At 64.4% G+C, this 23,366-nt stretch carries 21 protein-coding genes; 17 read left to right on the plus strand and 4 right to left on the minus strand.

The window, feature by feature from the left end:
* Window positions 1-2: 2 nt before the first annotated feature.
* The 10 genes from murD to lpxC all read left to right on the plus strand — a co-directional run bounded on the left by murD (window position 3) and on the right by lpxC (window position 12,291).
* Window positions 3-2,156, plus strand: coding sequence for a UDP-N-acetylmuramoyl-L-alanine--D-glutamate ligase (murD, locus tag HBH1_RS14210; RefSeq protein WP_102663282.1), 2,154 nt, complete (start codon window positions 3-5; stop codon window positions 2,154-2,156).
* Complete coding sequence (ftsW, locus tag HBH1_RS14215; RefSeq protein ID WP_102663283.1) at window positions 2,153-3,418, plus strand: putative lipid II flippase FtsW; 1,266 nt, start codon at window positions 2,153-2,155, stop codon at window positions 3,416-3,418. The genes murD and ftsW overlap by 4 nt, the downstream gene beginning before the upstream one ends.
* Window positions 3,415-4,497, plus strand: coding sequence for an undecaprenyldiphospho-muramoylpentapeptide beta-N-acetylglucosaminyltransferase (murG, locus tag HBH1_RS14220; protein WP_102663284.1), 1,083 nt, complete (start codon window positions 3,415-3,417; stop codon window positions 4,495-4,497). The genes ftsW and murG overlap by 4 nt, the downstream gene beginning before the upstream one ends.
* Window positions 4,494-5,921, plus strand: a complete 1,428-nt coding sequence (gene murC / locus HBH1_RS14225; protein WP_102663285.1) for a UDP-N-acetylmuramate--L-alanine ligase — start codon at window positions 4,494-4,496, stop codon at window positions 5,919-5,921. The genes murG and murC overlap by 4 nt, the downstream gene beginning before the upstream one ends.
* Window positions 5,918-6,922, plus strand: a complete 1,005-nt coding sequence (locus HBH1_RS14230) for a D-alanine--D-alanine ligase (protein ID WP_102663286.1) — start codon at window positions 5,918-5,920, stop codon at window positions 6,920-6,922. The genes murC and HBH1_RS14230 overlap by 4 nt, the downstream gene beginning before the upstream one ends.
* Before the next feature lie 30 nt (window positions 6,923-6,952).
* Window positions 6,953-7,723 (plus strand): cell division protein FtsQ/DivIB, encoded by a 771-nt coding sequence (locus HBH1_RS14235; protein ID WP_006713162.1) that lies wholly within the window; start codon window positions 6,953-6,955, stop codon window positions 7,721-7,723.
* Window positions 7,724-7,733: 10 nt separating this feature from the next.
* Entirely contained in the window at window positions 7,734-8,966 is a 1,233-nt protein-coding gene (gene ftsA, locus HBH1_RS14240) for a cell division protein FtsA (protein WP_008334543.1), read from the plus strand.
* Between the two features lie 333 nt (window positions 8,967-9,299).
* Complete coding sequence (gene ftsZ, locus HBH1_RS14245; protein WP_006713164.1) at window positions 9,300-10,487, plus strand: cell division protein FtsZ; 1,188 nt, start codon at window positions 9,300-9,302, stop codon at window positions 10,485-10,487.
* A gap of 182 nt (window positions 10,488-10,669) precedes the next feature.
* Window positions 10,670-11,176, plus strand: coding sequence for a peroxiredoxin (locus HBH1_RS14250; RefSeq protein ID WP_006713165.1), 507 nt, complete (start codon window positions 10,670-10,672; stop codon window positions 11,174-11,176).
* 179 nt (window positions 11,177-11,355) lie between these two features.
* Window positions 11,356-12,291, plus strand: a complete 936-nt coding sequence (gene lpxC / locus HBH1_RS14255; protein WP_006713168.1) for a UDP-3-O-acyl-N-acetylglucosamine deacetylase — start codon at window positions 11,356-11,358, stop codon at window positions 12,289-12,291.
* Window positions 12,292-12,421: 130 nt separating this feature from the next.
* On the opposite strand, the gene HBH1_RS14260 is transcribed toward lpxC, so the two are convergent.
* Window positions 12,422-12,976: a DciA family protein gene (locus tag HBH1_RS14260; RefSeq protein ID WP_102663287.1), complete on the minus strand. Its 555-nt coding sequence runs from the start codon at window positions 12,974-12,976 to the stop codon at window positions 12,422-12,424.
* Between the two features lie 53 nt (window positions 12,977-13,029).
* Between HBH1_RS14260 and HBH1_RS14265 the strand changes: the two genes are divergently transcribed.
* The 7 genes from HBH1_RS14265 (at window position 13,030) to mutT (ending at window position 21,492) form a co-directional block, all read left to right on the plus strand.
* Window positions 13,030-14,007: a M23 family metallopeptidase gene (locus HBH1_RS14265; RefSeq protein WP_006713171.1), complete on the plus strand. Its 978-nt coding sequence runs from the start codon at window positions 13,030-13,032 to the stop codon at window positions 14,005-14,007.
* A gap of 244 nt (window positions 14,008-14,251) precedes the next feature.
* The gene (gene secA, locus HBH1_RS14270; protein ID WP_102663288.1) at window positions 14,252-17,005 is read left to right on the plus strand and encodes a preprotein translocase subunit SecA; all 2,754 of its coding nucleotides are present in this window, start codon (window positions 14,252-14,254) and stop codon (window positions 17,003-17,005) included.
* 166 nt (window positions 17,006-17,171) lie between these two features.
* Window positions 17,172-17,972 carry a DUF2272 domain-containing protein gene (locus tag HBH1_RS14275; protein ID WP_102663289.1) on the plus strand — a complete coding sequence of 267 codons (801 nt, stop codon included), beginning with the start codon at window positions 17,172-17,174 and terminating at the stop codon, window positions 17,970-17,972.
* Between the two features lie 12 nt (window positions 17,973-17,984).
* Window positions 17,985-18,743 (plus strand): SGNH/GDSL hydrolase family protein, encoded by a 759-nt coding sequence (locus tag HBH1_RS14280; RefSeq protein WP_102663290.1) that lies wholly within the window; start codon window positions 17,985-17,987, stop codon window positions 18,741-18,743.
* Between the two features lie 35 nt (window positions 18,744-18,778).
* On the plus strand, window positions 18,779-20,014 hold the full coding sequence (argJ, locus tag HBH1_RS14285; protein ID WP_006713178.1) for a bifunctional glutamate N-acetyltransferase/amino-acid acetyltransferase ArgJ: 1,236 nt from the start codon (window positions 18,779-18,781) through the stop codon (window positions 20,012-20,014).
* A gap of 189 nt (window positions 20,015-20,203) precedes the next feature.
* Window positions 20,204-21,079, plus strand: a complete 876-nt coding sequence (locus tag HBH1_RS14290) for an ATP-binding protein (protein WP_102663291.1) — start codon at window positions 20,204-20,206, stop codon at window positions 21,077-21,079.
* The gene (gene mutT, locus HBH1_RS14295) at window positions 21,079-21,492 is read left to right on the plus strand and encodes an 8-oxo-dGTP diphosphatase MutT (RefSeq protein WP_102663292.1); all 414 of its coding nucleotides are present in this window, start codon (window positions 21,079-21,081) and stop codon (window positions 21,490-21,492) included. The genes HBH1_RS14290 and mutT overlap by 1 nt, the downstream gene beginning before the upstream one ends.
* A gap of 87 nt (window positions 21,493-21,579) precedes the next feature.
* On the opposite strand, the gene yacG is transcribed toward mutT, so the two are convergent.
* The 3 genes from yacG to coaE all read right to left on the minus strand — a co-directional run bounded on the left by yacG (window position 21,580) and on the right by coaE (window position 23,361).
* Window positions 21,580-21,765: a DNA gyrase inhibitor YacG gene (gene yacG / locus HBH1_RS14300; RefSeq protein WP_034336666.1), complete on the minus strand. Its 186-nt coding sequence runs from the start codon at window positions 21,763-21,765 to the stop codon at window positions 21,580-21,582.
* Window positions 21,766-21,794: 29 nt separating this feature from the next.
* Window positions 21,795-22,550 carry a cell division protein ZapD gene (zapD, locus tag HBH1_RS14305; protein ID WP_006713184.1) on the minus strand — a complete coding sequence of 252 codons (756 nt, stop codon included), beginning with the start codon at window positions 22,548-22,550 and terminating at the stop codon, window positions 21,795-21,797.
* A 190-nt stretch (window positions 22,551-22,740) separates the two neighbouring features.
* Window positions 22,741-23,361 (minus strand): dephospho-CoA kinase, encoded by a 621-nt coding sequence (gene coaE, locus HBH1_RS14310; protein ID WP_102663293.1) that lies wholly within the window; start codon window positions 23,359-23,361, stop codon window positions 22,741-22,743.
* Window positions 23,362-23,366: the final 5 nt, after the last annotated feature.

Consider the following 23,366-nt stretch of genomic DNA (forward strand, 5'->3'; position numbering starts at 1 on the left):
CGATGAATTACTCGGGCAAACACGTTCTGGTGCTCGGACTCGGTGAGTCCGGCCTGGCAATGGCGCGGTGGCTGGTCTACTGCGGCGCCAGCGTGCGCGTGGCCGATACCCGTGGCGAAGCGGCCCTGGCCGAGCGCCTGGCCGCCCTGCGCGGTGACGCACCCGAGGCCCAGGCCGTGTTGGGCCAGGCCTTGTCGCCCTCCCTGCTGGAGGGCGTGGACTTCGTCGCCGTCAGCCCGGGCCTGGCGCCCGATGGCGAACTGGCCCCCTTGATGCCGGCCATCGCCGAGCGTGGCCTGCCGCTGTGGGGTGAGATCGAACTGTTCGCCCAGGCGCTGGCCGCCTTGCGCGAAGAAACGCTGTACCAGCCCAAGGTCCTGGCCATCACCGGCACCAACGGCAAGACCACGGTGACGCGCCTGACCGGTCTGCTGTGCCAGCGCGCCGGCCTGTCGGTGCAAGTGGCCGGCAATATCAGCCCGGCCGCGCTGGATGTGCTGCGCGAAGCGGTGATCCGGGACAAGGTCTTCCTGGCCGAACTGGCCGAGCAGGATGCGATCGCCGCAGCCCAGGCGCAGGCCGAAGCCGAGGCGCAAGCCGCCCAGCAAGCCGTGCTGGATGCCCAGCAGGCGGCCGAGGCCGAAAAGCATCGTCGCGCCGCCGCCCGTATCGAAGAAGCGGCAGCGATTGCCGTGCCGGTGCTGCAGGCCGATCTGCCGGCTGATTCGTCCGCCGAACCGTCCGCAGATTCGTCTGCTGATCTGTCGCCTGATGCATCCGCTGCCCCGCAGCTGGATCTGCTGGCAACGGCCGACGACGGCGAAGCGACCGGACCGGTGCAACAGCCGCACGAGGCTGTCGAAGCAGACCTGCCCGCCGCTGAGATTACTGAGGCCGCTGAGACCACCGGGGCGACCGAAGCCCCTGAAAACGCTGAGCTGGCCGAAGCGCCGGTCGCTGCAGAAACAGTCGATCCCACCGTCGCCGCCACCCTGGAAGTGGCTTCCGACGTCGTGCCGCAGGCCGATCCCGATATGCCCGCCACGACTGGCGAAGCCATGAACCTGGGCGACTTCATGGAAGTCTCGCGAAAGGCTGAAGAAGACGCGCTGGTGGAAGTCCCGCCACCGCCGCCGCCCGAGCCGACCTACCGTGGCAGCATGCCGCAGGCCTGGGTGCTGGAGCTGTCCAGCTTCCAGTTGCATACCACGCACAGCCTGCAGCCGCATGCGGCCACCGTGCTCAACCTGACCCAGGACCATCTGGACTGGCACGGCAGCATGGAAAACTATGCCGCCGACAAGGCCCGCATCTTCGGTCAGGGCACGGTGCGCGTGCTCAATCGTGACGATGCGCTGGTGATGGAGATGGCCTCCGGCGCCGCGCCGCTGTCGACCTTCGGCCTGGACGAACCGACCGCGCCCAACAGCTTCGGCCTGGTCAACGACAATGGCATGCAGTGGCTGGCCAATGCCTTCGTGCATGAAGACGACGAGGTGCCGGAAGGCAAGCGGCGCCGCAAGCAGAAGGACATGCTGCCGCCTCCGGTCACCCTGAAGCGCCTGATGCCGGCTGATGCCCTCAAGATCCGCGGCGCCCACAACGCCATGAATGCACTGGCCGCGCTGGCCCTGTGCCGCGCCATCGACCTGCCGATGGCGCCGCTGCTGCACGGCCTGCGCGACTACACCGGCGAGCCGCACCGGGTGGAGCTGGTCGGCGTGATCCAGGAAGTGGATTACTACGACGACAGCAAGGGCACCAATGTCGGCGCCACCGTGGCGGCCCTGAACGGCCTGGGCCTGGGTGGTCGTCCGAACCGCATCGTGCTGATTGCCGGTGGCGACGGCAAGGGCCAGGACTTTTCGCCGCTGGACCTGCCGGTGCAGAAATATGCACGCGCCGTGCTGCTGATCGGTCGTGACGCTCCCGCCATTCGCGCCGCGCTGGCCGACAGCGGTGTCGAGCTGATCGATTGCGTCAGCCTGGAAGCCGCCGTCGAAAAAGCCGGCGAGATCGCGCGCGCCGGCGACATCGTGCTGCTGTCCCCGGCCTGCGCCAGCCTGGACATGTTCCGCAACTACGCCCATCGTGCCGAGGTCTTCGTGGACGCGGTGCGTGAGCTGGCGCTCTCGCGTGGCGAGGTACTGGCATGAAACTGAACCTGTCCTCGATGCGCAGCTTGCTGGGTGGCCTCAAGGAGGCTGCGCCGGTGGCCGCCGGCCGGGTCCGTGCCGGTCGCGGCAGCGCATCGGGCAGCATCGGTCTGGAGCAGCGTTCACGCATGATGGAATACGACCAGCCGCTGATCTGGGTGGTCCTGCTGCTGATGCTGTTCGGCATGGTGATGGTGTATTCGGCCTCGGTGGCCTTGCCGGATTCGCCCAAGTACGCGTCCTATTCGAACTACCATTTCCTGATGCGCCAGGCGATCTTCATCGTGCTCTCTATCGTCGCCGGTGCGCTGGCTTTCCGCGTGCGCATCGAGACCTGGCAGAAGTGGGCGCCCTACCTGTTCGGCATCACCCTGATCCTGCTGCTGATGGTGCTGGTGCCGGGCGTGGGCAAGGGCGTCAACGGCGCCAAGCGCTGGCTCTCGCTGAAGATCATCAACCTGCAGCCTTCCGAACTGATGAAGCTGTTCATCGTCCTCTATGCGGCCGATTACACGGTGCGCAAGCAGGCGGTGATGCACAAGCTGGTCAAGGGTTTCTTCCCGATGGCCGCAGCGGTCGGCCTGGTGGGCCTGTTGCTGCTGCTGGAACCCGACCTGGGCGCGTTCGGCGTGATCGTCTGCATCGCCATGGGCATCCTGTTCCTGGGCGGTATCAATGGCGTCTGGTTTGGCGGCATCGGCGCTACGCTGGTGGGCGTGTTCTCGCTGGTGATCGTGACTTCGCCCTGGCGGCGCGAGCGCATCTTCGCCTATCTCAATCCCTGGGAAGAAGAAAATGCGTTGGGCAAAGCCTACCAGCTGTCGCACTCGCTGATCGCCTTCGGGCGGGGCGAGCTGTTCGGCGTGGGCCTGGGCAGCAGCGTGGAAAAATTGCATTACCTGCCGGAGGCGCATACCGACTTCCTGCTGGCCGTGATCGGCGAGGAACTCGGTTTCGTCGGCGTGCTGGTGGTGGTGCTGCTGTTCTACTGGCTGGTCAAGCACGCCTTCGAGATCGGCCGCCAGGCCATCGCGCTGGACCTGACCTTCGCCGGCCTGGTGGCCAAGGGCATCGGCATCTGGCTGGGGGTGCAGGCTTTCATCAACATGGGCGTGAACCTGGGTCTCCTGCCCACCAAGGGCCTGACCTTGCCGCTGATGAGCTACGGCGGATCGGGCGTGCTGTTGAACTGCGTCGGTCTGGCCATCCTGTTGCGCATCGATTACGAAAACCGGGTCCTGATGCGCGGAGGTCGCCTATGAGCGCGCCACGCAAGTTGCTGATCATGGCGGCCGGGACCGGTGGTCATATCTTCCCCGGCCTGGCCATTGCCGAGACCATGCGCGCGCGTGGCTGGCAGGTATCCTGGCTGGGCACCACGCACGGTATGGAGCGCGATCTGGTCCCGCGCCACGGCGTGGAGATGGACAGCATCGTCTTCGCCGGTCTGCGCGGCAAGGGCCTGATGCATACGGTCAAGGGCGTGTGGCGCCTGGCGGCGAGCTTCTTCCATTGCTTCCGCATCCTCGGCCAGCGTCGCCCGGACGTGGTGCTCGGCATGGGGGGCTACGTCACCGTGCCGGGTGGTGCGATGGCACGCCTGCGCGGCAAGCCGCTGGTGCTGGTCAATGCCGACGCGGCGCTGCTGCTGTCCAACAAGACCCTGACGCCGCTGGCCGACAAGGTGCTGTTCGGTTTCCCCGCCGATTTCGGCCGGGCCGCCGGCAAGGCCGAGGTCACCGGCAATCCGGTGCGCAAGGAAATCATCGCCCTGCCGCAACCGGGCGAGCGTTATGCCACGCGTACCGGCCCGCTGAAGATCCTGGTGGTGGGTGGCAGCCTGGGTGCCAAGGTACTGAACGACAACGTGCCTGCTGCACTGGCCCGGCTGCCTGCCGAGTTGCGCCCGCAAGTCACGCATCAGTCAGGCAAGCAGCATATCGTCGCGCTGCGCGCGGCCTATGACGCTGCCGGCGTACAGGCCGAGGTGCTCGATTTCATCGACGACATGCCGCGTCGCTACGCCGAGGCCGATCTGGTGATCTGCCGTGCCGGCGCGATCACGGTCTCCGAGCTGACCGCCGCTGGCGTGGCCAGTGTGCTGGTACCGCTGGCGGTCTCGACGACCTCGCACCAGATCGACAACGCCAGGTGGATGGCCGCCAACAAGGCGGCGATCCACCTGCCCCAACGCGAACTGACGCCGGAACATCTGGCCGGTTTGCTGCAGAAACTGGACCGCGCTGCATGCCATGAAATGGCGCAGGCGGCATACGAACAGGGCCGGCGCGATGCCAACGAGGCAATCGCGCGCGTGCTGGAAGGACTGGTAACACCATGAAGCATCGCGTCAAGAACATCCACTTCGTCGGTATCGGCGGCTCCGGGATGAGCGGCATCGCCGAGGTTCTGCTGAACCTGGGCTATGGCGTCTCCGGCTCCGATCTGGGCAGCAACGCGGCCACCCAGCGCCTGGCGCAACTGGGTGCCTGCATCCGCTACGGCCATGCGGCCGAGAACATCGAGGGCGCCGACGCCATCGTCACCTCCACCGCCGTCAAGGGCGACAATCCGGAAGTGCTGGCAGCGCGCAAGAAACACATCCCCATCGTGCCGCGTGCGGTGATGCTGGGCGAGCTGATGCGCCTGAAGAAGGGCATCGCCATCGCCGGCACCCATGGCAAGACCACCACCACCAGCCTGGTGGCCAGCGTGCTGGCGCAGGGCGGTCTGGACCCCACCTTCGTCATCGGCGGTCGTCTCACCAGCGCCGGCGCCAATGCCAAGCTGGGTACCGGGGAATTCATCGTGGCCGAGGCCGACGAGTCCGATGCCTCGTTCCTGAACCTGATGCCGGTCATCGAGGTGATCACCAATATCGACGCCGATCACATGGAGACCTACAACCATGACTTCGCGCGTCTGAAGCAGGCCTTCGTCGAATTCACCCAGCGCCTGCCGTTCTACGGCGTGGCCGTGCTGTGCCTGGATGATCCGCACGTGCGCGAGATCATGCCGATGGTCTCCAAGCCCATCCTCACCTACGGCTTCCATGAAGACGCCGACGTGCGTGCCATCGACGCCAAGGCGGTGGACGGCAAGATGGAATTCACCGTAATCCAGGACGGTTACGCTCCCATGCAGGTGAGCCTGAACCAGCCCGGCATGCACAACGTGCAGAACGCCTGCGCCGCCATCGCCATTGCCCGCGAGCTGGACGTGGATGACGCCGCCACCCAGAAGGCGCTGACCGAATTCAATGGCGTCGGTCGCCGCTTCACCCGCTACGGCGAAGTGCCGATCACCGATGCCCAGGGCAAGCCGGCCGGCCACTTCACGCTGGTGGACGACTACGGTCACCATCCGGTCGAAACCGCCGCCACCATCGCCGCCGCCCGTGGCGCCTATCCGGGCCGCCGGCTGGTGCTGGCCTTCCAGCCGCACCGCTATACCCGCACCCGCGATCTGTTCGAGGACTTCGTCAAGGTGCTGTCCTCGCCGGACGTGCTGGTGCTGGGTGAGGTCTATGCGGCCGGTGAATCGCCCATCGTGGCCGCCGACGGCCGCTCGCTGGCGCATGCCCTGCGTGCTGCCGGCAAGGTGGAGCCGGTATTCGTCGATGACATCGGCGACATGCCCGAGACCATCCGCAACGTGGTGCGCGATGGCGATGTGGTCATGACCATGGGTGCGGGATCGATTTCCGCCGTACCGGCGCGCCTGGTGGCGCAGGCCGGCGGCAAGAACGAACAGGGGGCCGCATGATCAGCCAGGACCAGATCAAGGCCTTCGGCCGCGTCGGCGTGCTCTTCGGCGGCCGTTCGGCCGAACGCGAAGTGTCGATGATGTCGGGCAACGGCGTGCTGCAGGCCTTGCGCAGCAAGGGCGTGGATGCGTATCCCTTCGACCCCGCCGTGCGCTCGCTGGGCGAACTGCAGGCCGAGAAGTTCGATCGCGTCTTCATCGCCCTGCATGGCCGCTATGGTGAAGACGGCACCCTGCAGGGTGCGCTGGAACAGATGGGCCTGCCCTATACCGGCCCCGGTGTGATGGCTTCCAGCATCGCCATGGACAAGGTCATGACCAAGCGCATCTGGCTCTCGCACGGCCTGCCCACGCCGCGCTTCCTGACGCTGGATGCCAAGGCCACCGGCCGCGAGCAGCTGCGCCTGGTACCGGACGAACTGGGCCTGCCGCTGATGCTCAAGGCCCCGCACGAAGGCTCGACCATCGGCATCGCCAAGGTCAACGGCTATTCGGACATGCAGGAAGGCTTCGACCTGTGCGCCCGCTATGACAGCGTGGTGCTGGCCGAAGAATTCATCCGCGGCCGCGAGTTGACCGTGCCGGTGCTGGGAACGGGCCGTGAGGCGCGTGCCTTGCCGGTCATCGAGATCCGCGCACCGGAGGGTAACTATGATTACCAGAACAAGTATTTCACCGATGACACAAAATATTTGTGTCCGGCCCCGCTTGACGAGGAACTGACGCGCCATCTGCGTGATCTGGCGGTACAGGCTTTCAATGCGCTGGGTTGCCGCGGCTGGAGCCGGGTCGATTTCATGTTGCGCGAAACCGATGGCAAGGCCGAACCCTATCTGCTGGAAATCAACACCTCGCCCGGCATGACCGGTCATTCGCTGGTGCCGATGGCGGCCAAGGCGGTGGGCATGAGCTATGAGGACCTGTGTTGCGAAATCCTGCAGATGGCGGCGCTGGACATGACGCCTTCCAAGGACTGGACGCCGCAGGCGGGCCAGTCGTGATGGTTCGGGTCTAAGGGAGCGCGCGCGTCGATGTGGCAGGACGTCAAGATGCTCAACGCCATCAGCAGTGCGCTCATTGCGCTGGTGCTGCTGGCTCTGGTGGCATCCGGTTTGTGGTGGGTGGCGCAGCGGCCGATGTTTACGCTGCACACGATACGTATCGAGTCCGCCGGCGAGTTGCCGCTGGAAAAGGTCAATGCGTTGACGGTGCGGGCGACGGCGGTGCCGCGCATCCACGGCAATTTCTTCACCGCCGACCTGACGGCGGTGCGGGCGGCCTTCGAAGCCGTGCCCTGGGTGCGCAAGGCCATGGTGCGGCGCGAATGGCCGGACCGGCTGGTGGTGAAGATCGAGGAACACAAGGCCCTGGGCACCTGGGGTGAAGATGGCAAGTTGTTGTCGCAGAAGGGCGATGTGTTTACCGCCAACCTGGCCGAGGCCGAGGACGACGGTGACCTGCTGGAATTCGATGGCCCGCCCGGCAGCGAGCAGCAGGTGGTGGCGCGGCTGGCGCTGTTCCGCCAGTGGTTCGCACCGATCAAGCTGGAGCCGGAGTCGCTGGTGCTGTCCAATCGCTATGCCTGGACGGTGCGCCTGGACAACGGCATGACGGTCGAACTGGGGCGCGACCAGGGCGATGCGGTCCTGAAGGAACGTGTGGCAAGGCTGGTGGCGGTGTATCCGCAACTGCTGGAAAGATTGCAGGGCAAGATAGAAAGTGTCGACTTGCGCTATCCCAACGGGATGGCGTTGAAGGCGGATGGCATGGTGCTGGCGGCAATGAACGGGAAAAAGAAATAAGCGGAACGCTATGACAAAAGACGCAAAAAATCTGATCGTCGGCCTGGACATCGGCACCTCGAAAGTGGTGGCGGTGGTGGCCGAGGTGCTGCCCGACGGCCGCCATGAAGTGATCGGGCTGGGGCAGTCCGAATCCAAGGGGCTCAAGAAGGGGGTGGTGGTCAATATCGAAGCCACCGTCGAATCCATCCAGCGCGCCCTGGAAGAGGCCGAGCTGATGGCCGACTGCAAGATCCGCAATGTCTATACCGGCATTGCCGGCAGCCACATCCGCAGCTTCAACTCCAGCGGCATGGTGGCCATCAAGGACAAGGAAGTCACGGCGGCCGACGTCTCCCGCGTGATCGAGACCGCCAAGGCGGTCAACATCCCGACCGACCAGCAATTGCTGCACACGGTGCCGCAGGAATTCATCGTCGACAACCAGGAAGATGTGCGCGAGCCCATCGGCATGAGCGGCATCCGCCTGGAAGTGAAGGTCCACATCGTCACCGGCGCGGTGTCGGCGGTGCAGAACATCGTCAAGTGCGTGCGCCGCTGCGGCCTGGAAGTCTCGGACCTGATCCTGCAACCGATGGCCTCGGCCGATTCGGTGCTGACCACCGACGAGCGCGAGCTGGGCGTGGTGCTGGTCGATATCGGCGGCGGCACCACCGACGTGGCGGTGTTCACCGAAGGCGCGATCCGGCACACCGCGGTGATTCCGATTGCCGGCGACCAGATCACCAACGACATCGCCATGGCCCTGCGCACGCCGACGCTGGAGGCCGAAGAGATCAAGCTGCGTTATGGCGTGGCCAAGCAGATCCTGGCTGATCCGACCGAGACCCTGGAAGTGCCGGGCCTGGGCGATCGCAATCCGCGCACGCTGTCGCGCCAGGCGCTGGCGGCGGTCATCGAGCCGCGTGTGGAGGAGCTGTTCGCGCTGGTGCACCAGGTGGTGCGCGAGTCGGGTTACGAAGAGGTGCTGTCCTCCGGCATCGTCCTTACCGGCGGCTCGGCGATGATGCCGGGTATGACCGAACTGGCCGAAGACATCTTCTTGAAGCCGGCCCGCCTGGGAACGCCCGAATACAGCGGCCAGCTGGCCGACGTGGTGCGCAGCCCGCGCTACTCGACCGTGCTGGGCCTGCTGCAGGAAGCCAAGAAGCAATACCTGCGCGGCTACATCGTGACCCGCCAGGAAGGCTCGGTGAAGGCGGTCTGGCAGCGCATGAAGGAATGGTTCCTCGGCAACTTCTGAGGACCGCATCCCGCAGGCTATACGGGCGGGCTGTGGAATGCATCAGGATGTAAAAGCATTGGTGGGCGCTGGCGTAACGGCTGTAGGGTTCAGGCAGTCGAGATGGACGGGACGCCAGCAGATGGGCAGGACGGTTTTGTTGGGATAGGTAGCAGGCATGACTCGCAACATGCATTCGTGGCATTCGTAGCATCGGCAGTATTGGTTTCAAAAGTTAAAGCAGCAACAACAGGGAATTGAACGTATAGACAGCAGTGATCAGTTGCTAGTCGTCACACCGCGTGATGCCTATCAACTGCCAGCTGCAGGACACATATATTTAAAGGAGTCATCATGGAAATCGATATGGTCGACAATGCGACGCTGGGGACGATCATCAAGGTCGTTGGCGTTGGCGGTGCTGGCGGCAATGCCGTGCAGCACATGATTAACAAGGGTGTCTCTGGCGTCGAATTCATCGCCGCCAACACGGATGCCCAGGCGCTCAAGCAATCCAAGGCGCATAACGTCATCCAGATCGGTGATACCGGTCTGGGCGCCGGCATGCAGCCTGACGTCGGTCGCCGTCTGGCCGAGGAAACCCGTGCCCGCATCGAAGATTCCCTGCGCGGTGCGCACATGGTCTTCATCGCCGCCGGCATGGGTGGCGGCACCGGCACGGGTGCTGCACCGGTGGTGGCGCAGGTGGCCAAGTCGCTGGGCGCGCTGACCGTAGCCGTGGTCTCCAAGCCGTTCTCCTACGAAGGCCAGAAGTGCATGGACATCGCCGACGCCGGTCTGGAAGAGCTGACCCAGCACGTCGATTCGCTGATCATCATTCTCAATGAAAAGCTGGAAGAGATCTACGAAGACGACAGCATGATCGAATGGCTGTCCCATGCTGACGACGTGCTCAACAACGCCGTGGCCGGTATCGCCGAGATCATCAATGTCCCGGGCCATATCAACGTCGACTTCAACGACGTCAAGACCATCATGGGCGAGCAGGGCAAGGCCATGATGGGTACCGCCACCGCTGCCGGCGTGGACCGCGCCCGCGTGGCCGCCGAGCAGGCCGTGGCCTCGCCGCTGCTGGATGGCATCGACCTGTCGGGCGCCCGCGGCGTGCTGGTCAACGTGACCGCCAGCCGTGGCCTGAAGGGTAAGGAAATCAAGGAAGTGATGGCGACCGTGCGCGCCTTCGCTGCCCCTGACGCTTCCATCGCCCAGGGTATCGCCTACGACGACAGCATGGGCGACGAGATCCGCGTCACCGTGGTGGCCACCGGCCTGGGCCGTGCCCGCAAGGCCGTGCAACTGGTGCAGACCCCGGTCATGCGTACCGGTACCCACAACGAACCGATGATGGCCGTCGGTGGCGTCATGCCGCAAGGCGCAGCGCAACCGGCTGCTGCCTTCGGTGGCCTGAAGGCTCCGGCCGTGTGGCGTCGCGAGTCGGCTTCCGACACCGTGCGCGCGCTGGAAAAGAACGGCATGGAAACCTACGACATCCCGGCCTTCCTGCGCAAGCAGGCGGACTGAGTCGGGTGTTCGGCGCTGGCCTGCGCAGTCGAAGCAGGCCGGCCGGTTCCGAGGCATACTAACGCCGCGCCTGGTGCGCGGCGTTTTTTCGTGCGTCGCCTGCGGGCAACTCATCTGTCCGATCGATCAATCGGGCCAGATTCATCACCTAGATCACTTATACAACCAGACGAGGAAACACCATGACCATCAAGATCGGCGACCGCCTGCCCGAAGGCACCCTGACCGAATTCATCGAGACCGAGACCGAAGGCTGCAGCCTGGGCCCCAACGCCTTCAAGGTGTCCGACCTGGTCAAGGGCAAGAAGATTGCCTTGTTCGCCCTGCCCGGCGCCTTCACCCCGACCTGTTCGGCCAAGCACGTGCCGGGCTACATCGCCCTGGCGGACCAGTTCAAGGCCAAGGGTGTGGACGAGATCTGGTGCCTTTCGGTCAACGACGCCTTCGTCATGGGCGCCTGGGGCCGCGACCAGAAGGCCACCGGCATCGTGCGCATGTTCGGCGACGGCAGCGCCACCTTCACCAAGGCACTGGGCATGGAGTTCGACCTGACCGAACGCAACATGGGCGTGCGTTCGCAGCGCTATTCGATGCTGCTGGAAGATGGCGTGGTCAAGCAGCTGAACCTGGAAGCACCGGGCAAGTTCGAGGTGTCCAACGCCGAGACCCTGCTGGGCCAACTGGGCTGATTTCCTCCGGGAATCCTGCGACGGCATGCTGCGGCATGCCGTTTTGCTTTGTGGAAATGGCAAGTCGTGCAAGAAGTCGTCGCGAGACCGCACTGACGGGTCGTTGCAGATGGGAACGATTTGCAACAAAGCCGCGCCGTAGCGGGGCGACGAGCGGGCATCTTGGCTATAATGGCCGGATGTTGAAACAGCGCACAATCAAGAATCTGGTCAAGACCACGGGCGTCGGTCTGCACTCCGGCACCAAGGTCGAGCTGACCCTGCGCCCGGCCGCGCCCGATACCGGCATCATCTTCCGTCGCGTCGACCTGGACCCGGTGGTCGAGCTGCCGATGATGGCCACCGGCGTGGGCGACACCCGCATGGCCTCGACCCTGACCAAGGATGGCGCCAAGGTTTCCACCGTCGAACACCTGCTGTCGGCCTGCGCCGGTCTGGGCATCGACAACCTGTATATCGATCTGACCGCCGAAGAAATCCCCATCATGGATGGCTCGGCCTCGTCCTTCGTCTTCCTGCTACAGCAGGCCGGCCTGCAGGAACAGAATGCGGCCAAGAAATTCATCCGCGTCAAGAAGCCGGTGGAAGTGCGCGAAGGCAGCGGTGACAAGGAAAAATGGGCGCGCCTGGAACCCTATGACGGTTTCCGCCTGAAGTTCTTCATCGAATTCAACCACCCCGCCGTGGATGGTACCGGCCAGGTCGCCGAAGTTGATTTCGGCATCGACTCCTACGTCAAGGAAATCGCCCGCGCGCGCACCTTCGGTTTCATGCAGGACGTCGAAACCCTGCGCGGCATGGGCCTGGCGCGGGGCGGTTCCTTCGAGAACGCCATCGTCATGGACGAGTACCGCATCCTCAACGCCGACGGCCTGCGCTACGACAACGAGTTCGTGCGCCACAAGATCCTGGACGCCATCGGCGACCTCTACATCATCGGCCATCCCTTGCTGGCCAGCTACGACGCCCACAAGTCCGGCCACGGGCTCAACAACCTGTTGCTGCGCGAACTGCTGTCGCAACCCGACGCCTATGAAATCGTCAGCTTCGACAAGCTGGAGCAGGCGCCGCAGACCTACGTCATGCAGGCCAAGCAGGAGTGGGCGCTGAACTGATCGCTTAACCGCACAGCAGCAGCCCTGAATGCAGACGCCCCGGCCAGGACCGGGGCGTTTCTTTTTGGCGCTGCAGAGTGGGCTGGTAAAAAATCTTGTAAATCTTTTATCAGGACAGGGGCGGGCGGGTCTAGCTTCCCTCGGGAAATGGCGACGATTCCCCTGCCTGCTTGGACGATCTGCGACCGTCGCGACGCCGTATCATGGCATCGATCGCTTCCTTCAGACCCTGACTGCGCGGGTCGCTGGCCAGCGTACTGCTGAGCTCGGCGAAGGAGGAGAGGGCGCCCTCGGTCAGCTCCAGCACCCGTTTGGGCGGAGGCGGAGGGGCAGTTTTGCCAACTTGCACTTTGATTCGGATTGAATTAACCTGCCATCCGTCCTTCAGCAGGCGGTCCTGCAGCCTCGGGGTTTGCTGCTTCAACCGGGCCGCCAGCGCTGCATTGGGTGCGCTCATGACCAGCACGCCAGCTTCGAACTGCAAGATCTGACACGCGGCAAACATCGCCGGCAACGACGCGGCGACCGACTGCTGCAGCGTGCCCATGCGAGCCAGGGCGGGCAAGAGCGCCGCCATCGTCGAATTCGACCGCAAGAAATCCGCGGCTCCCTTCGTGCTCTTCGCCATGCGTTGGGCGCTCGTGGGGGCAGGCCGATAAGGGGTGAACGTAGATGGGTACTTCATCTTTAAACCTTATCACATCCGGTGTCTGACCGGCCGGAGACCAAGGAGCAAAGATGCAAATTATCCTGCTGCACCCCCGTTTCACCAAAGCCCGTTCCGTCACGCTGGGCAGCAAGCACCTGTTCATCCTGATGTTCCTGCTGGTCGGCCTGATCGCCGGCTCCTCGACACTGATCACCTACTTCCTGCTGCGCCAGGCCGGAGACCCCGATGCCTCCCCGCTGCTGCACAAGCTGGCGGTATCGATGAGCCAGGAAGAGGACGGCCGCAACGAAAAATTCCTCAAGGAAAACCTGGCCATGATGGCCGTCAAGGTCGGCGAGATGCAGGCCCAGATGATGCGCCTGGATGCGCTGGGCGAGCGGGTGCAGGGCCTGGCCGGCATCCGTCCCGAGGAATTCAACTTCAAGGAGTCGCCCGGTCGCGGCGGCGCCGAAGTCTCCAGCCTGGCCGGTCCGGGCCGCGATGTCGGCCTGGACGAGTTGCGCCGCATGCTGGACAACCTGGCCGTGGATGCCGGGCATCGCACCGATTACCTCAACGCCGTCGAATCCACCCTGATGGGGGACAAGATCAAGTCGCGCCTGTTGCCGACCAACCAGCCGGTCAACGTCGCCTACAATTCGTCCAGCTTCGGCTGGCGCCTGGACCCCTTCACCGGCCACAACGCCTTCCATGAAGGCCTGGACTTCCCCGCTGCGGTCGGTACGCGCATCGTCGCAGCGGCGGCCGGCGTGGTGATCGCCTCGGAATATCATTACCAGTTTGGCAACATGCTGGAAATCGACCACGGCAACAACATCATCACCCGTTACGCCCACGCCTCGCGCCTTTATGTGAAGGTGGGCGACATCGTCAAGCGCGGCCAGCATGTGGCCGATGTTGGCTCCACCGGCCGTTCCACTGGCGCCCACCTGCATTTCGAGGTACGCATCCGTGGCATCGCCCAGGACCCGCGCAAGTTCCTGGCGCTGGGAGCCAATGGTGGCAACCAGCCCAAGCAGATGCCGGTGTTCGTGGCCGGTCGCTGAGCCCTGGCCTCTGGCCGGGCGCGCCGGCCTGAATATTTCTTCACGCGCCCCTTCCATCTTGAAACCTTGCAAACCTGCCCGATCTAAGGCTTTACCGCCTCGGGCCGGGCCGTAAAGCCATTGGCGCGGGCCTGCGTGCTAAAATCCATGGTTTATTTTCGGGCGTTGTCGGCCGGAACCCCACGGCCGGGTGCCAAACGTCTATCTGCCGGATCATTCATCGGCGCTTTTATAGAATCCAAGCATGTCATTCCTGACCAAGATTTTCGGCAGCCGTAACCAGCGTCTGCTCAAACAATATCAAAAAATCGTCCGCCAGATTAACGCGCTGGAGCCCTCGGTCGAGAAGCTGACCGATGCTGAACTGCAAGCCAAGACGCCCGAATTCAAGCAACGCATCGCCGGCGGCGAAGCGCTCGACGCGATCCTGCCGGAAGCCTTTGCGGTCTGCCGCGAAGCCAGCCGTCGCGTGCTCAAGATGCGCCACTTCGATGTCCAGCTGATCGGTGGCATGGCCCTGCACTTCGGCAAGATCGCAGAAATGCGCACCGGCGAAGGCAAGACCCTGATGGCGACCCTGCCGGCCTACCTCAATGCCCTGGCCGGCAAGGGCGTGCACGTGGTGACCGTCAACGACTACCTGGCCCAGCGCGACGCCGACGACATGGGACAACTCTACAGCTGGCTGGGCCTGACCACCGGCGTGAACCTGTCGCAGATGGAGCACGATGTCAAGCAGGAGGCCTACGCGGCCGACATCACCTACGGCACCAACAACGAATTCGGCTTCGACTACCTGCGCGACAACATGGTCTTCGATGCCGACGACCGCGTACAGCGCGCCCTGAACTTCGCCATCGTCGACGAAGTGGACTCGATCCTGATCGACGAAGCGCGTACCCCGCTGATCATCTCCGGCCAGGCCGAGAACCACACCGAGCTGTACCACAAGATGAACGCCGTGCCGCCGCTGCTGACGCTGCAGATCGGCGAGGAAACCCCGGACGGCAAGGGCAAGATCGAAGTCCCGGGCGACTACACCAAGGATGAGAAGAGCCACCAGGTGCTGCTGACCGAATCCGGTCACGACAAGGCCGAGGAAATCCTCACCCAGATGGGCTTGCTGGCCGAAGGCGCCTCGCTCTACGACGCCGCCAACATCACCCTGATCCACCACCTGTACGCCGCCCTGCGCGCCCACACCCTGTACCACCGCGACCAGCACTATGTGGTGCAGAACGGCGAAGTGGTGATCGTGGACGAATTCACCGGTCGTCTCATGACCGGCCGCCGCTGGTCCGACGGCCTGCATCAGGCGGTGGAAGCCAAGGAAGGCGTGAAGATCCAGAACGAGAACCAGACCCTGGCCTCGATCACCTTCCAGAACTACTTCCGCATGTACGGCAAGCTCTCCGGCATGACCGGCACGGCCGATACCGAAGCCTACGAATTCCAGGAAATCTATCACCTGGAAACCGTGGTGATCCCGCCCAACCGTCCCAATGCCCGCAAGGACCGCCAGGACCAGGTCTACAAGACCGCGCAAGAGAAGTACATGGCGATGGTCAAGGACATCCAGGACTGCTACGAGCGCGGCCAGCCCGTGCTGGTGGGCACCACCTCGATCGAGAACTCGGAACTGCTGTCGGGCATCCTGACCAAGTCCAAGCTGCCGCACAACGTCCTGAACGCCAAGCAGCACGCCCGCGAAGCCGAGATCGTGGCCCAGGCCGGCCGTCCCAAGATGATCACCATCGCCACCAACATGGCCGGTCGCGGTACCGACATCGTGCTGGGCGGCAACATGGGCAAGCAGATCCAGCTGATCGAGGCCGACGAATCCCTGTCGGACGCCGACAAGGCCGCCAGGTCGCAGCAGCTGCGCGATGAATGGCAGTCCCTGCACGACCACGTGGTCAATGCCGGCGGCCTGCACATCATCGGTACCGAACGTCACGAATCGCGTCGCGTGGACAACCAGCTGCGTGGCCGTTCCGGCCGCCAGGGCGATCCGGGTTCTTCGCGCTTCTACCTGTCGCTGGACGATGCGCTGCTGCGCATCTTCGCGGGCGATCGCGTGCGCGCCATCATGGACCGCCTGAAGATGCCCGAAGGCGAACCGATCGAGGCCGGCATCGTCAGCCGCTCCATCGAATCGGCCCAGCGCAAGGTGGAAGCCCGCAACTTCGACATCCGCAAGCAACTGCTGGAATACGACGACGTCGCCAACGACCAGCGCAAGGTGATCTACCAGCAACGTAACGAGCTGCTGGAATCGGTGGAAATGGCCGAGATGATCGCCTCCCTGCGCGATGGCGTCTTCACCGACCTGTTCCGCCAGTACGTGCCGGCCGAGTCGATGGAAGAGCAGTGGGACATCCCGGGCCTGCAAGCCGCGCTGACCGGAGAATGGCAGCTCGACGTCTCGCTGGAAGCGATGCTGGCGGCCGAGCCGGACCTGTCCGACGAAGACCTGCTGGAGCGCCTGCTGACCGCTGCCAAGGATGCCTACGACGCCAAGGTCGCCGTGGTCGGCGTGGATGCCTTCGCCGGTTTCGAGCGCAGCGTCATGCTGCAGAGCATCGACAACCACTGGCGCGAACACCTGGCCGCGCTGGATCACCTGCGCCAGGGTATCCACCTGCGTGGTTATGCGCAGAAGAACCCCAAGCAGGAATACAAGCGCGAAGCCTTCGAACTGTTCGCCCAGATGCTGGACCTGATCAAGAACGAAGTGATCAAGGTGGTCATGACGGTCCGCATCCAGAGCCGCGAGGAAATCGAAGCGGCCGAGGAAAGCATGGCTGGTGGCTCGCCCATCAACGTCAACTACCAGCACGCCGACTTCAATCCGGAAGCCGCGCCCGAGGAACTGCTGGCACCGACCGCCCTGGCCGACAGCGACGATGGTTCGGAGTACCCCAAGGTCGGTCGCAACGACCCCTGCCCATGCGGCAGCGGCAAGAAGTACAAGCAATGCCACGGCAAGCTGGCCTGATCACCTGATCGTCCGCCCGCTGTCGAAGAGAAGGCCGTTCCCCCGCCCGGGTGAACGGCCTTTTTGCTGGTGGCTGGCGCTACGCGCGGCTGTGCTTCAGGCCTTATGATGAGCGCACCGGCCGCCAGGCCCCGCCAGATTGTCCGCCCTCCAGGAGAACAAGAAGATGATATCCGCCACGTCTTTCCGTCCCGCCCTCTGCGGCGCGCTGGCTGCAGCCCTGCTGCTGGCCGGCTGCGCCTCGTCGCCGCTGCCGCAATGGCGCGACAGCGACAACGCCGGCTATGCCCCGGTCACGCCCGCCATCCCCGTCACCAACACCGGCGTGCCGGCGGTGGCCATCAGCACTGCCGCGCCCACCCGCGCGGCGCTGGTGGCGGCGGCCAGGGCCGAGTGGGATTTCTTCGGCAACCAGCAGATCGACATGCGCCACGAGCCCTTCAGCGCCCCGCGCCTGGGCCTGCTGGAAGATGAAGGCGAGGCGGTGCAGCGCGTGGCCGAATACTGGCATGCGGTCGGCAAGAACCTGACCGGTGCCGACTGCCAGCAGGCCTGGTCGGCGGCCTTCATTTCCTGGCTGATGGTCAGCAGCAATGTGGCGCCGCAGGACTTCGCGCCCAGTGAAACCCATTTCAACTACCTGAGCTTCCTCAAGGACCGCCAGTCGCGTCCCTCGCCGCAATTCGTGCTGCGCCCACCCGAGAGTGAACCGCTCACGCCCGGGGACCTGATCTGCGCTCCACGCGGCAACAACAATGCGACCTCCATCGACGAGATACGCCCCGGCCTGGCAGGCCATTGCGACATGGTGGTGGAAGTCCATGCCGAGGACGGGTGGGCCGGGGTGATCGGCGGCAATGTCTTCAACTCGGTGTCCGAATCGCTGATTCCGGTCGATGACCAGGGCCGGGCGCAGCCGATCGCGCAGCGGCCCTGGCTGGTGGTGGTCAAGAACCTGCTGCCCTGACCGGCACATCGCATGTTGATTCTGGCCAAGATCCTGCTCGGACCGCTGCTGTTGCTGCAGGGCAGGCGCCTGCGCAAGACCGCATTGCGCCTGCCCGAGGCCAGCGGCCCGCGCAGCGGCGTGGAGATACCGGCCAGCTATGTCAGCGCCAGCGCTGCCACCGCGCCGCTGCGGGTGCTGGTGGTCGGGGATTCCTCGGCCGCCGGTGTCGGTGTGGAACATCAGGAGCAGGCGCTGGCCCAGCCGCTGGCGCGCCAGCTCGCCGCCCGCAGCGGCCGGCCGGTGGCCTGGCAACTGGTGGCGCAGAGCGGCGTCAATTCGCTGGAAGCCCTGGACCTGCTGACGCGTCACGAGATCGGCCCGGCCACCGTGCTGGTGGTGGCGCTGGGCGTCAACGACGTGACCTCGCAGATGTCGGCCCGCCGTTATGTCGCCAACCTGCGCCGGCTGAGCGAGCGCCTGATGGCGCAGGCCGGTGTGGAACACATCGTCTTTTCCGGCTTGCCCCCCATGCATCTGCTGCCGTTGGCGCCGCAGCCGCTGCGCTGGTACCTGGGGCGCTGCGCCCGCAAGCTGGATGGCGCATTGCGCGCCTGGATAGGGCGCGACCCGGCGTTGCGCTACTGCTCGCTGCAATGGACGCTGCCGCACGACATGGCGCTGGACCGCTTCCACCCCGGTCCCGGCCAGTATGCCCAATGGGCAGTGATGTGCGCCGAGATCGTCGAAACAGGCTTCCTGCGTCATCAGCCGGTGACGGAAAGTGTTTAAAATACGCGTTCCGATTTTTACGCTGAAAGCTCGCCATGGCCGTCAATTCCCCGATCCCCGTCCCTTCCGACCTCAAAGCCGTTGCCGGCATCGAACTCGGCCATGCCGAGGCGGGCGTGCGCAAGGCCAATCGCAAGGACGTGCTGGTCATGAAGCTGGCCGAGACCGCCACCGTGGCCGGCGTATTCACCAAGAACCGCTTCTGCGCTGCACCGGTGCAGATCTGCCAGGCCAACCTGGCCCAGTTGAGCGCCGCAAAGCCCATCCGTGCGCTGGTCATCAACACCGGCAATGCCAACGCCGGCACCGGTGAAGAAGGCCTGCAGCGCGCCAGGTCGGTCTGCGCCGCCCTGGCCCAGCAGATGGGCGTGGAGCCGCAGCAGATCCTGCCGTTTTCCACCGGCGTGATCCTGGAGCCGCTGCCGGCAGAGCGCATCATCGCCGGCCTGCCGCAGGCCATCGGCAACCTCAAGGCCGACAACTGGTTCAATGCGGCCGAGTCCATCATGACCACCGACACCCAGCCCAAGGCCGCTTCGCGCACCCTGAGCATCGGCGGCAAGCAGGTGGTGATGACCGGCATCAGCAAGGGCGCCGGCATGATCAAGCCCAACATGGCCACCATGCTGGGCTTCCTGGCCTTTGACGCCAAGCTGCCGCAGGCGCTGCTGAACCAGCTGGTCAAGGATGCCGCCGACCACTCCTTCAACTGCATCACCATCGATGGCGACACCTCGACCAACGATTCCTTCATCCTGATGGCCACCGGCGCCGGCGAACTGGAGATCACCAGTGCCGACAGCGACGACTACAAGCAACTGGCCGCCGCCGTCACCGACCTCTCGCAGCATCTGGCGCACCAGATCGTGCGTGATGGCGAAGGTGCCACCAAGTTCATCGAAGTGGCCGTGGAAGACGGCAAGAGCGTCGAGGAATGCCGCCAGATCGCCTATTCCATCGGCCACTCGCCCCTGGTCAAGACCGCCTTCTTCGCCTCCGATCCGAACCTGGGTCGCATCCTGGCCGCCATCGGCTATGCCGGCATCGACGACCTGGATGTGTCCAGGATCAACCTCTGGCTGGACGATGTCTGGGTCGCCAAGGACGGCGGCCGCAACCCCGACTACCGCGAGGAAGACGGTCAGCGCGTCATGAAGAAGGCCGAAATCGTGGTCCGTGTGAAGCTGGCGCGCGGCACGGCCAAGGCCTCCATCTGGACCTGCGACCTGTCGCACGATTACGTGTCGATCAACGCCGACTACCGTTCCTGATCTCCTGACAGGACCTGTCACCGCGCGCCCGCCAGCCCACCATCCCCGGGCCGGCGGCGCGCCCGGGATGGTGGCGGCAACATGAATGCCCGCGCCCTCGGAACAATTTAATTCACGCCGGCCGCTGCCGTGTTGCGCCACAATGTGGCGTCGCATCTACTCTCAAGCCCATCCCAGGCACTGATCACCATGACCCAGTTAGACCAATTCCTGCAGCGTGCCGAAGCCTTGCTGGCGCGCGTCGAAGCCATCCTGCCCAATGCCGCCGCCCGCGAACCGGACTGGAACGCCGCCGTCGCCTTCCGCTGGCGCGGTGCCACCGCCCAGCGCGCCGGCTACCTGCAGGCCGTGGGCCAGATTTCGCGGATCGGCCTGTCCGACCTGCACAATATCGGCCCGCAAAAGGAACAGATTGACCAGAATACCCGCCAGTTCGTCGAAGGCCGCCCGGCCAACAACGTGCTGCTGACCGGTGCACGCGGCACCGGCAAGTCCTCGCTGATCAAGGCCTGCCTGAACCAGTACGCCGAGCGTGGCCTGCGCCTGATCGAGGTGGACAAGGACGACCTGCACGACCTGCAGGACATCGTCGAACTGGTGGCGGCGCGCCCGGAGCGCTTCATCGTCTTCTGCGACGATCTTTCCTTCGAGGAAGGCGAGGGCGGCTACAAGGCGCTGAAGGTGGCGCTGGACGGCAGCATCGCGGCCCAGTCCGACAATGTGCTCATCTACGCCACCTCCAACCGCCGCCACCTGATGCCGGAGCGCCTCTCCGACAACAGCAGCTATACCCACACCGAGGATGGCGACCTGCATCCCGGCGAGACGGTGGAAGAAAAGATTTCGCTCTCCGAGCGTTTCGGCTTGTGGGTGACCTTCTACCCCTTCAAGCAGGACGACTTCCTCGACATCGTCGCCCACTGGCTGCGCCACTTCGGTTGCACCGACGCCCAGATCGCCGAAGCCCGTGCCGACGCGCTGCGCTGGGCGCTGCAGCGCAGTTCCCGCTCGGGTCGCGTGGCCTGGCAGTTCGCCCGTGATTACGCCGGCAAGGCGCAGGCCTGATGAGCCAGGACGCCAAGCCGATCGACGTCGCCGTGGGCATCCTGATGCAGCCCAACGGTGACGTGCTGCTGGGCCAGCGCCCGGAAGGCAAGCCCTATGCCGGTTACTGGGAGTTCCCGGGCGGCAAGGTGGAACCGGGCGAAGGCATCTTCGCGGCCCTGCAGCGGGAGTTCAAGGAAGAGCTGGGCATCGAGGTGCTGGACGGCGAACCCTGGTGCGGCGTCGAACACGTCTATCCGCATGCCCATGTGCGCCTGCACTTCTACATCAGCCGCCAGTGGCGCGGCGAGCCGCAAAGCCTGGAAGGCCAGGCCTTTGCCTGGCAGGGGAGCGTGGGCGTGCAGCCGCTGCTGCCGGCGACCATTCCGCTGATCCAGTGGCTGGACCAGTTGCGCTACGGCGAGCCGGCGTGAGCGTGCTCAAGCCTTGGCCCTGGCCTTGCCAGCCATGCAGGATTCAAAAGCGGGGATTTGAGCAAATGTGAAGGAAAAAGCCCGTCATCACTGTACGGGCTTGTCCCCTTCGTCTTCCAGCGGCAGGTTCACTGCGGGGATGGTGTACTTTTCTTCCGCCCAGGCTCCAAGGTCGATTTGCTTGCAGCGCTCGGAGCAGAACGGCCGATACTTGTTCTTTTCACTCCACTCCACCTTGGTGCCACAGGTCGGGCAATCCACTATCGTCGCCATACGCGTTACTTCAATTCGTTCGTTACAGGTCAAAAGCCGCACAGGGCCAGTTCGAAGGGGACTTCACCCTCGAAGGAGCGAGGCTTCTCGTCGCCATCCTGCTGGGTGAAACGCACCCACAGCATGTACTTGTTGGCGGAAATCTCGGGGATCGCGCCCAGTTCGATATCCAGCGACAGGCGCAGCATCTGGTAGACCTTGCCTTGCAGCATCTGCTGGTAACTGCCGCCTTCGGCGTTGATCTTCACTGCATGGCCCGATTCGCGCAGCAGACGCATGACGATGCCGATGGCGTCGAACAAGGGGATCAGCGGGGCGAACCAGTTGGAAATGTCCTGGAAGCGGCGCTCGAAGGAATGCTGTTGCCAGGCGTAATAGGCCGGCAGGTCGAACTCGCAGGCGCCGCCCGGGATGATGGTGCGGCCACGGATGCTCATCAGCCATTCGTTGTCGCGGATGTTCTGGCCGGTCTTGCCTTGCGCGGCCGAGAGGGCAGTGCTGGCCTGGTCCACTTCGGCCAGGATGGCGTTGAGCATCTCCGGCTCGACATTGGGATTGGACTGATAGGCCAGCAGGATCTGTTTCTGCCGTTCCAGCTCTTGCAGCAGGTCGGACTTGAGGTCGGCGCGTCCGGCTACCTCCAGCATTTCGAAAATGGTGGCCAGGGCGATGTGATGCTGATGCGGGCTTTCCTGGTGCAGGAAGAAGACGAATTTCTCGTAGAGGTCTTCCAGTCGCAGCAGCGTGCGAATACGCTCATTGAAAGGGTATTCGTAGACGATCAAAGCATGATCCCTTTATCGGTGAACCGGACTTGTTGAAGGCCGCTGACAGGCGCGCTGGTGCAAAAAACCTCGTCAACATTGCAATGTCTGTGATTCTGACCCATGCAGCAGAAAATTACAAATGCAGGCCTCATCAAATGAAGCTTTAGGCAGCGTGCGGCGCTGCTGCCGCTGCCACCACCGCCATCGATCACGCCTTGCCCGCCAGGGCCAGGTAGCGCGCATGCAGTGCATTCACCTGTTCGGGCAAGGCGGCATTGTCACCGCCGTTGTCGATGACGTCGTCAGCGACCGCCAATCGTGCCTGGCGGCTGGCCTGGGCGGCCATGATGGCTTCCACCTCGTCGCGCTGCAGGCCGTTGCGCTGCATGACGCGGGCCACCTGTACCTGTTCCGGGCAATCCACCACCAGGATGCGGCTGGCGCGCCCGACCCAGGTGCCGGACTCCACCAGCAGCGGCACCACGAAGATGACGTAGCTGCCGGTGGCGACCTCGGCCTGGCGCACCGTCTCGCTGCGGATCAGCGGGTGCAGGATCGCTTCCAGCGCATGGCGGGCGTTGGGATGGGAAAACACGTGCTGGCGCATCCGCGCGCGGTCCATGGCGCCCCGCGCATCGATGAATTCGTCGCCGAAATGGGCGCGGATGGGGGCAATGGCCAGGCCCTCGGGCGCGGTCAGGGCATGGGCGATGGCATCGGTATCCACCAGCGAGGCGCCCAGTTCACCGAAGAGATTGGCCACCGTGGTCTTGCCGCTGCCGATGCCGCCGGTCAGGCCGATGGTGAAGCGTTCAGTCAAGGAAGTCATGGGAT

Source organism: Herbaspirillum sp. BH-1 (assembly GCF_002870055.1).
Lineage (GTDB): Bacteria > Pseudomonadota > Gammaproteobacteria > Burkholderiales > Burkholderiaceae_D > Herbaspirillum > Herbaspirillum frisingense.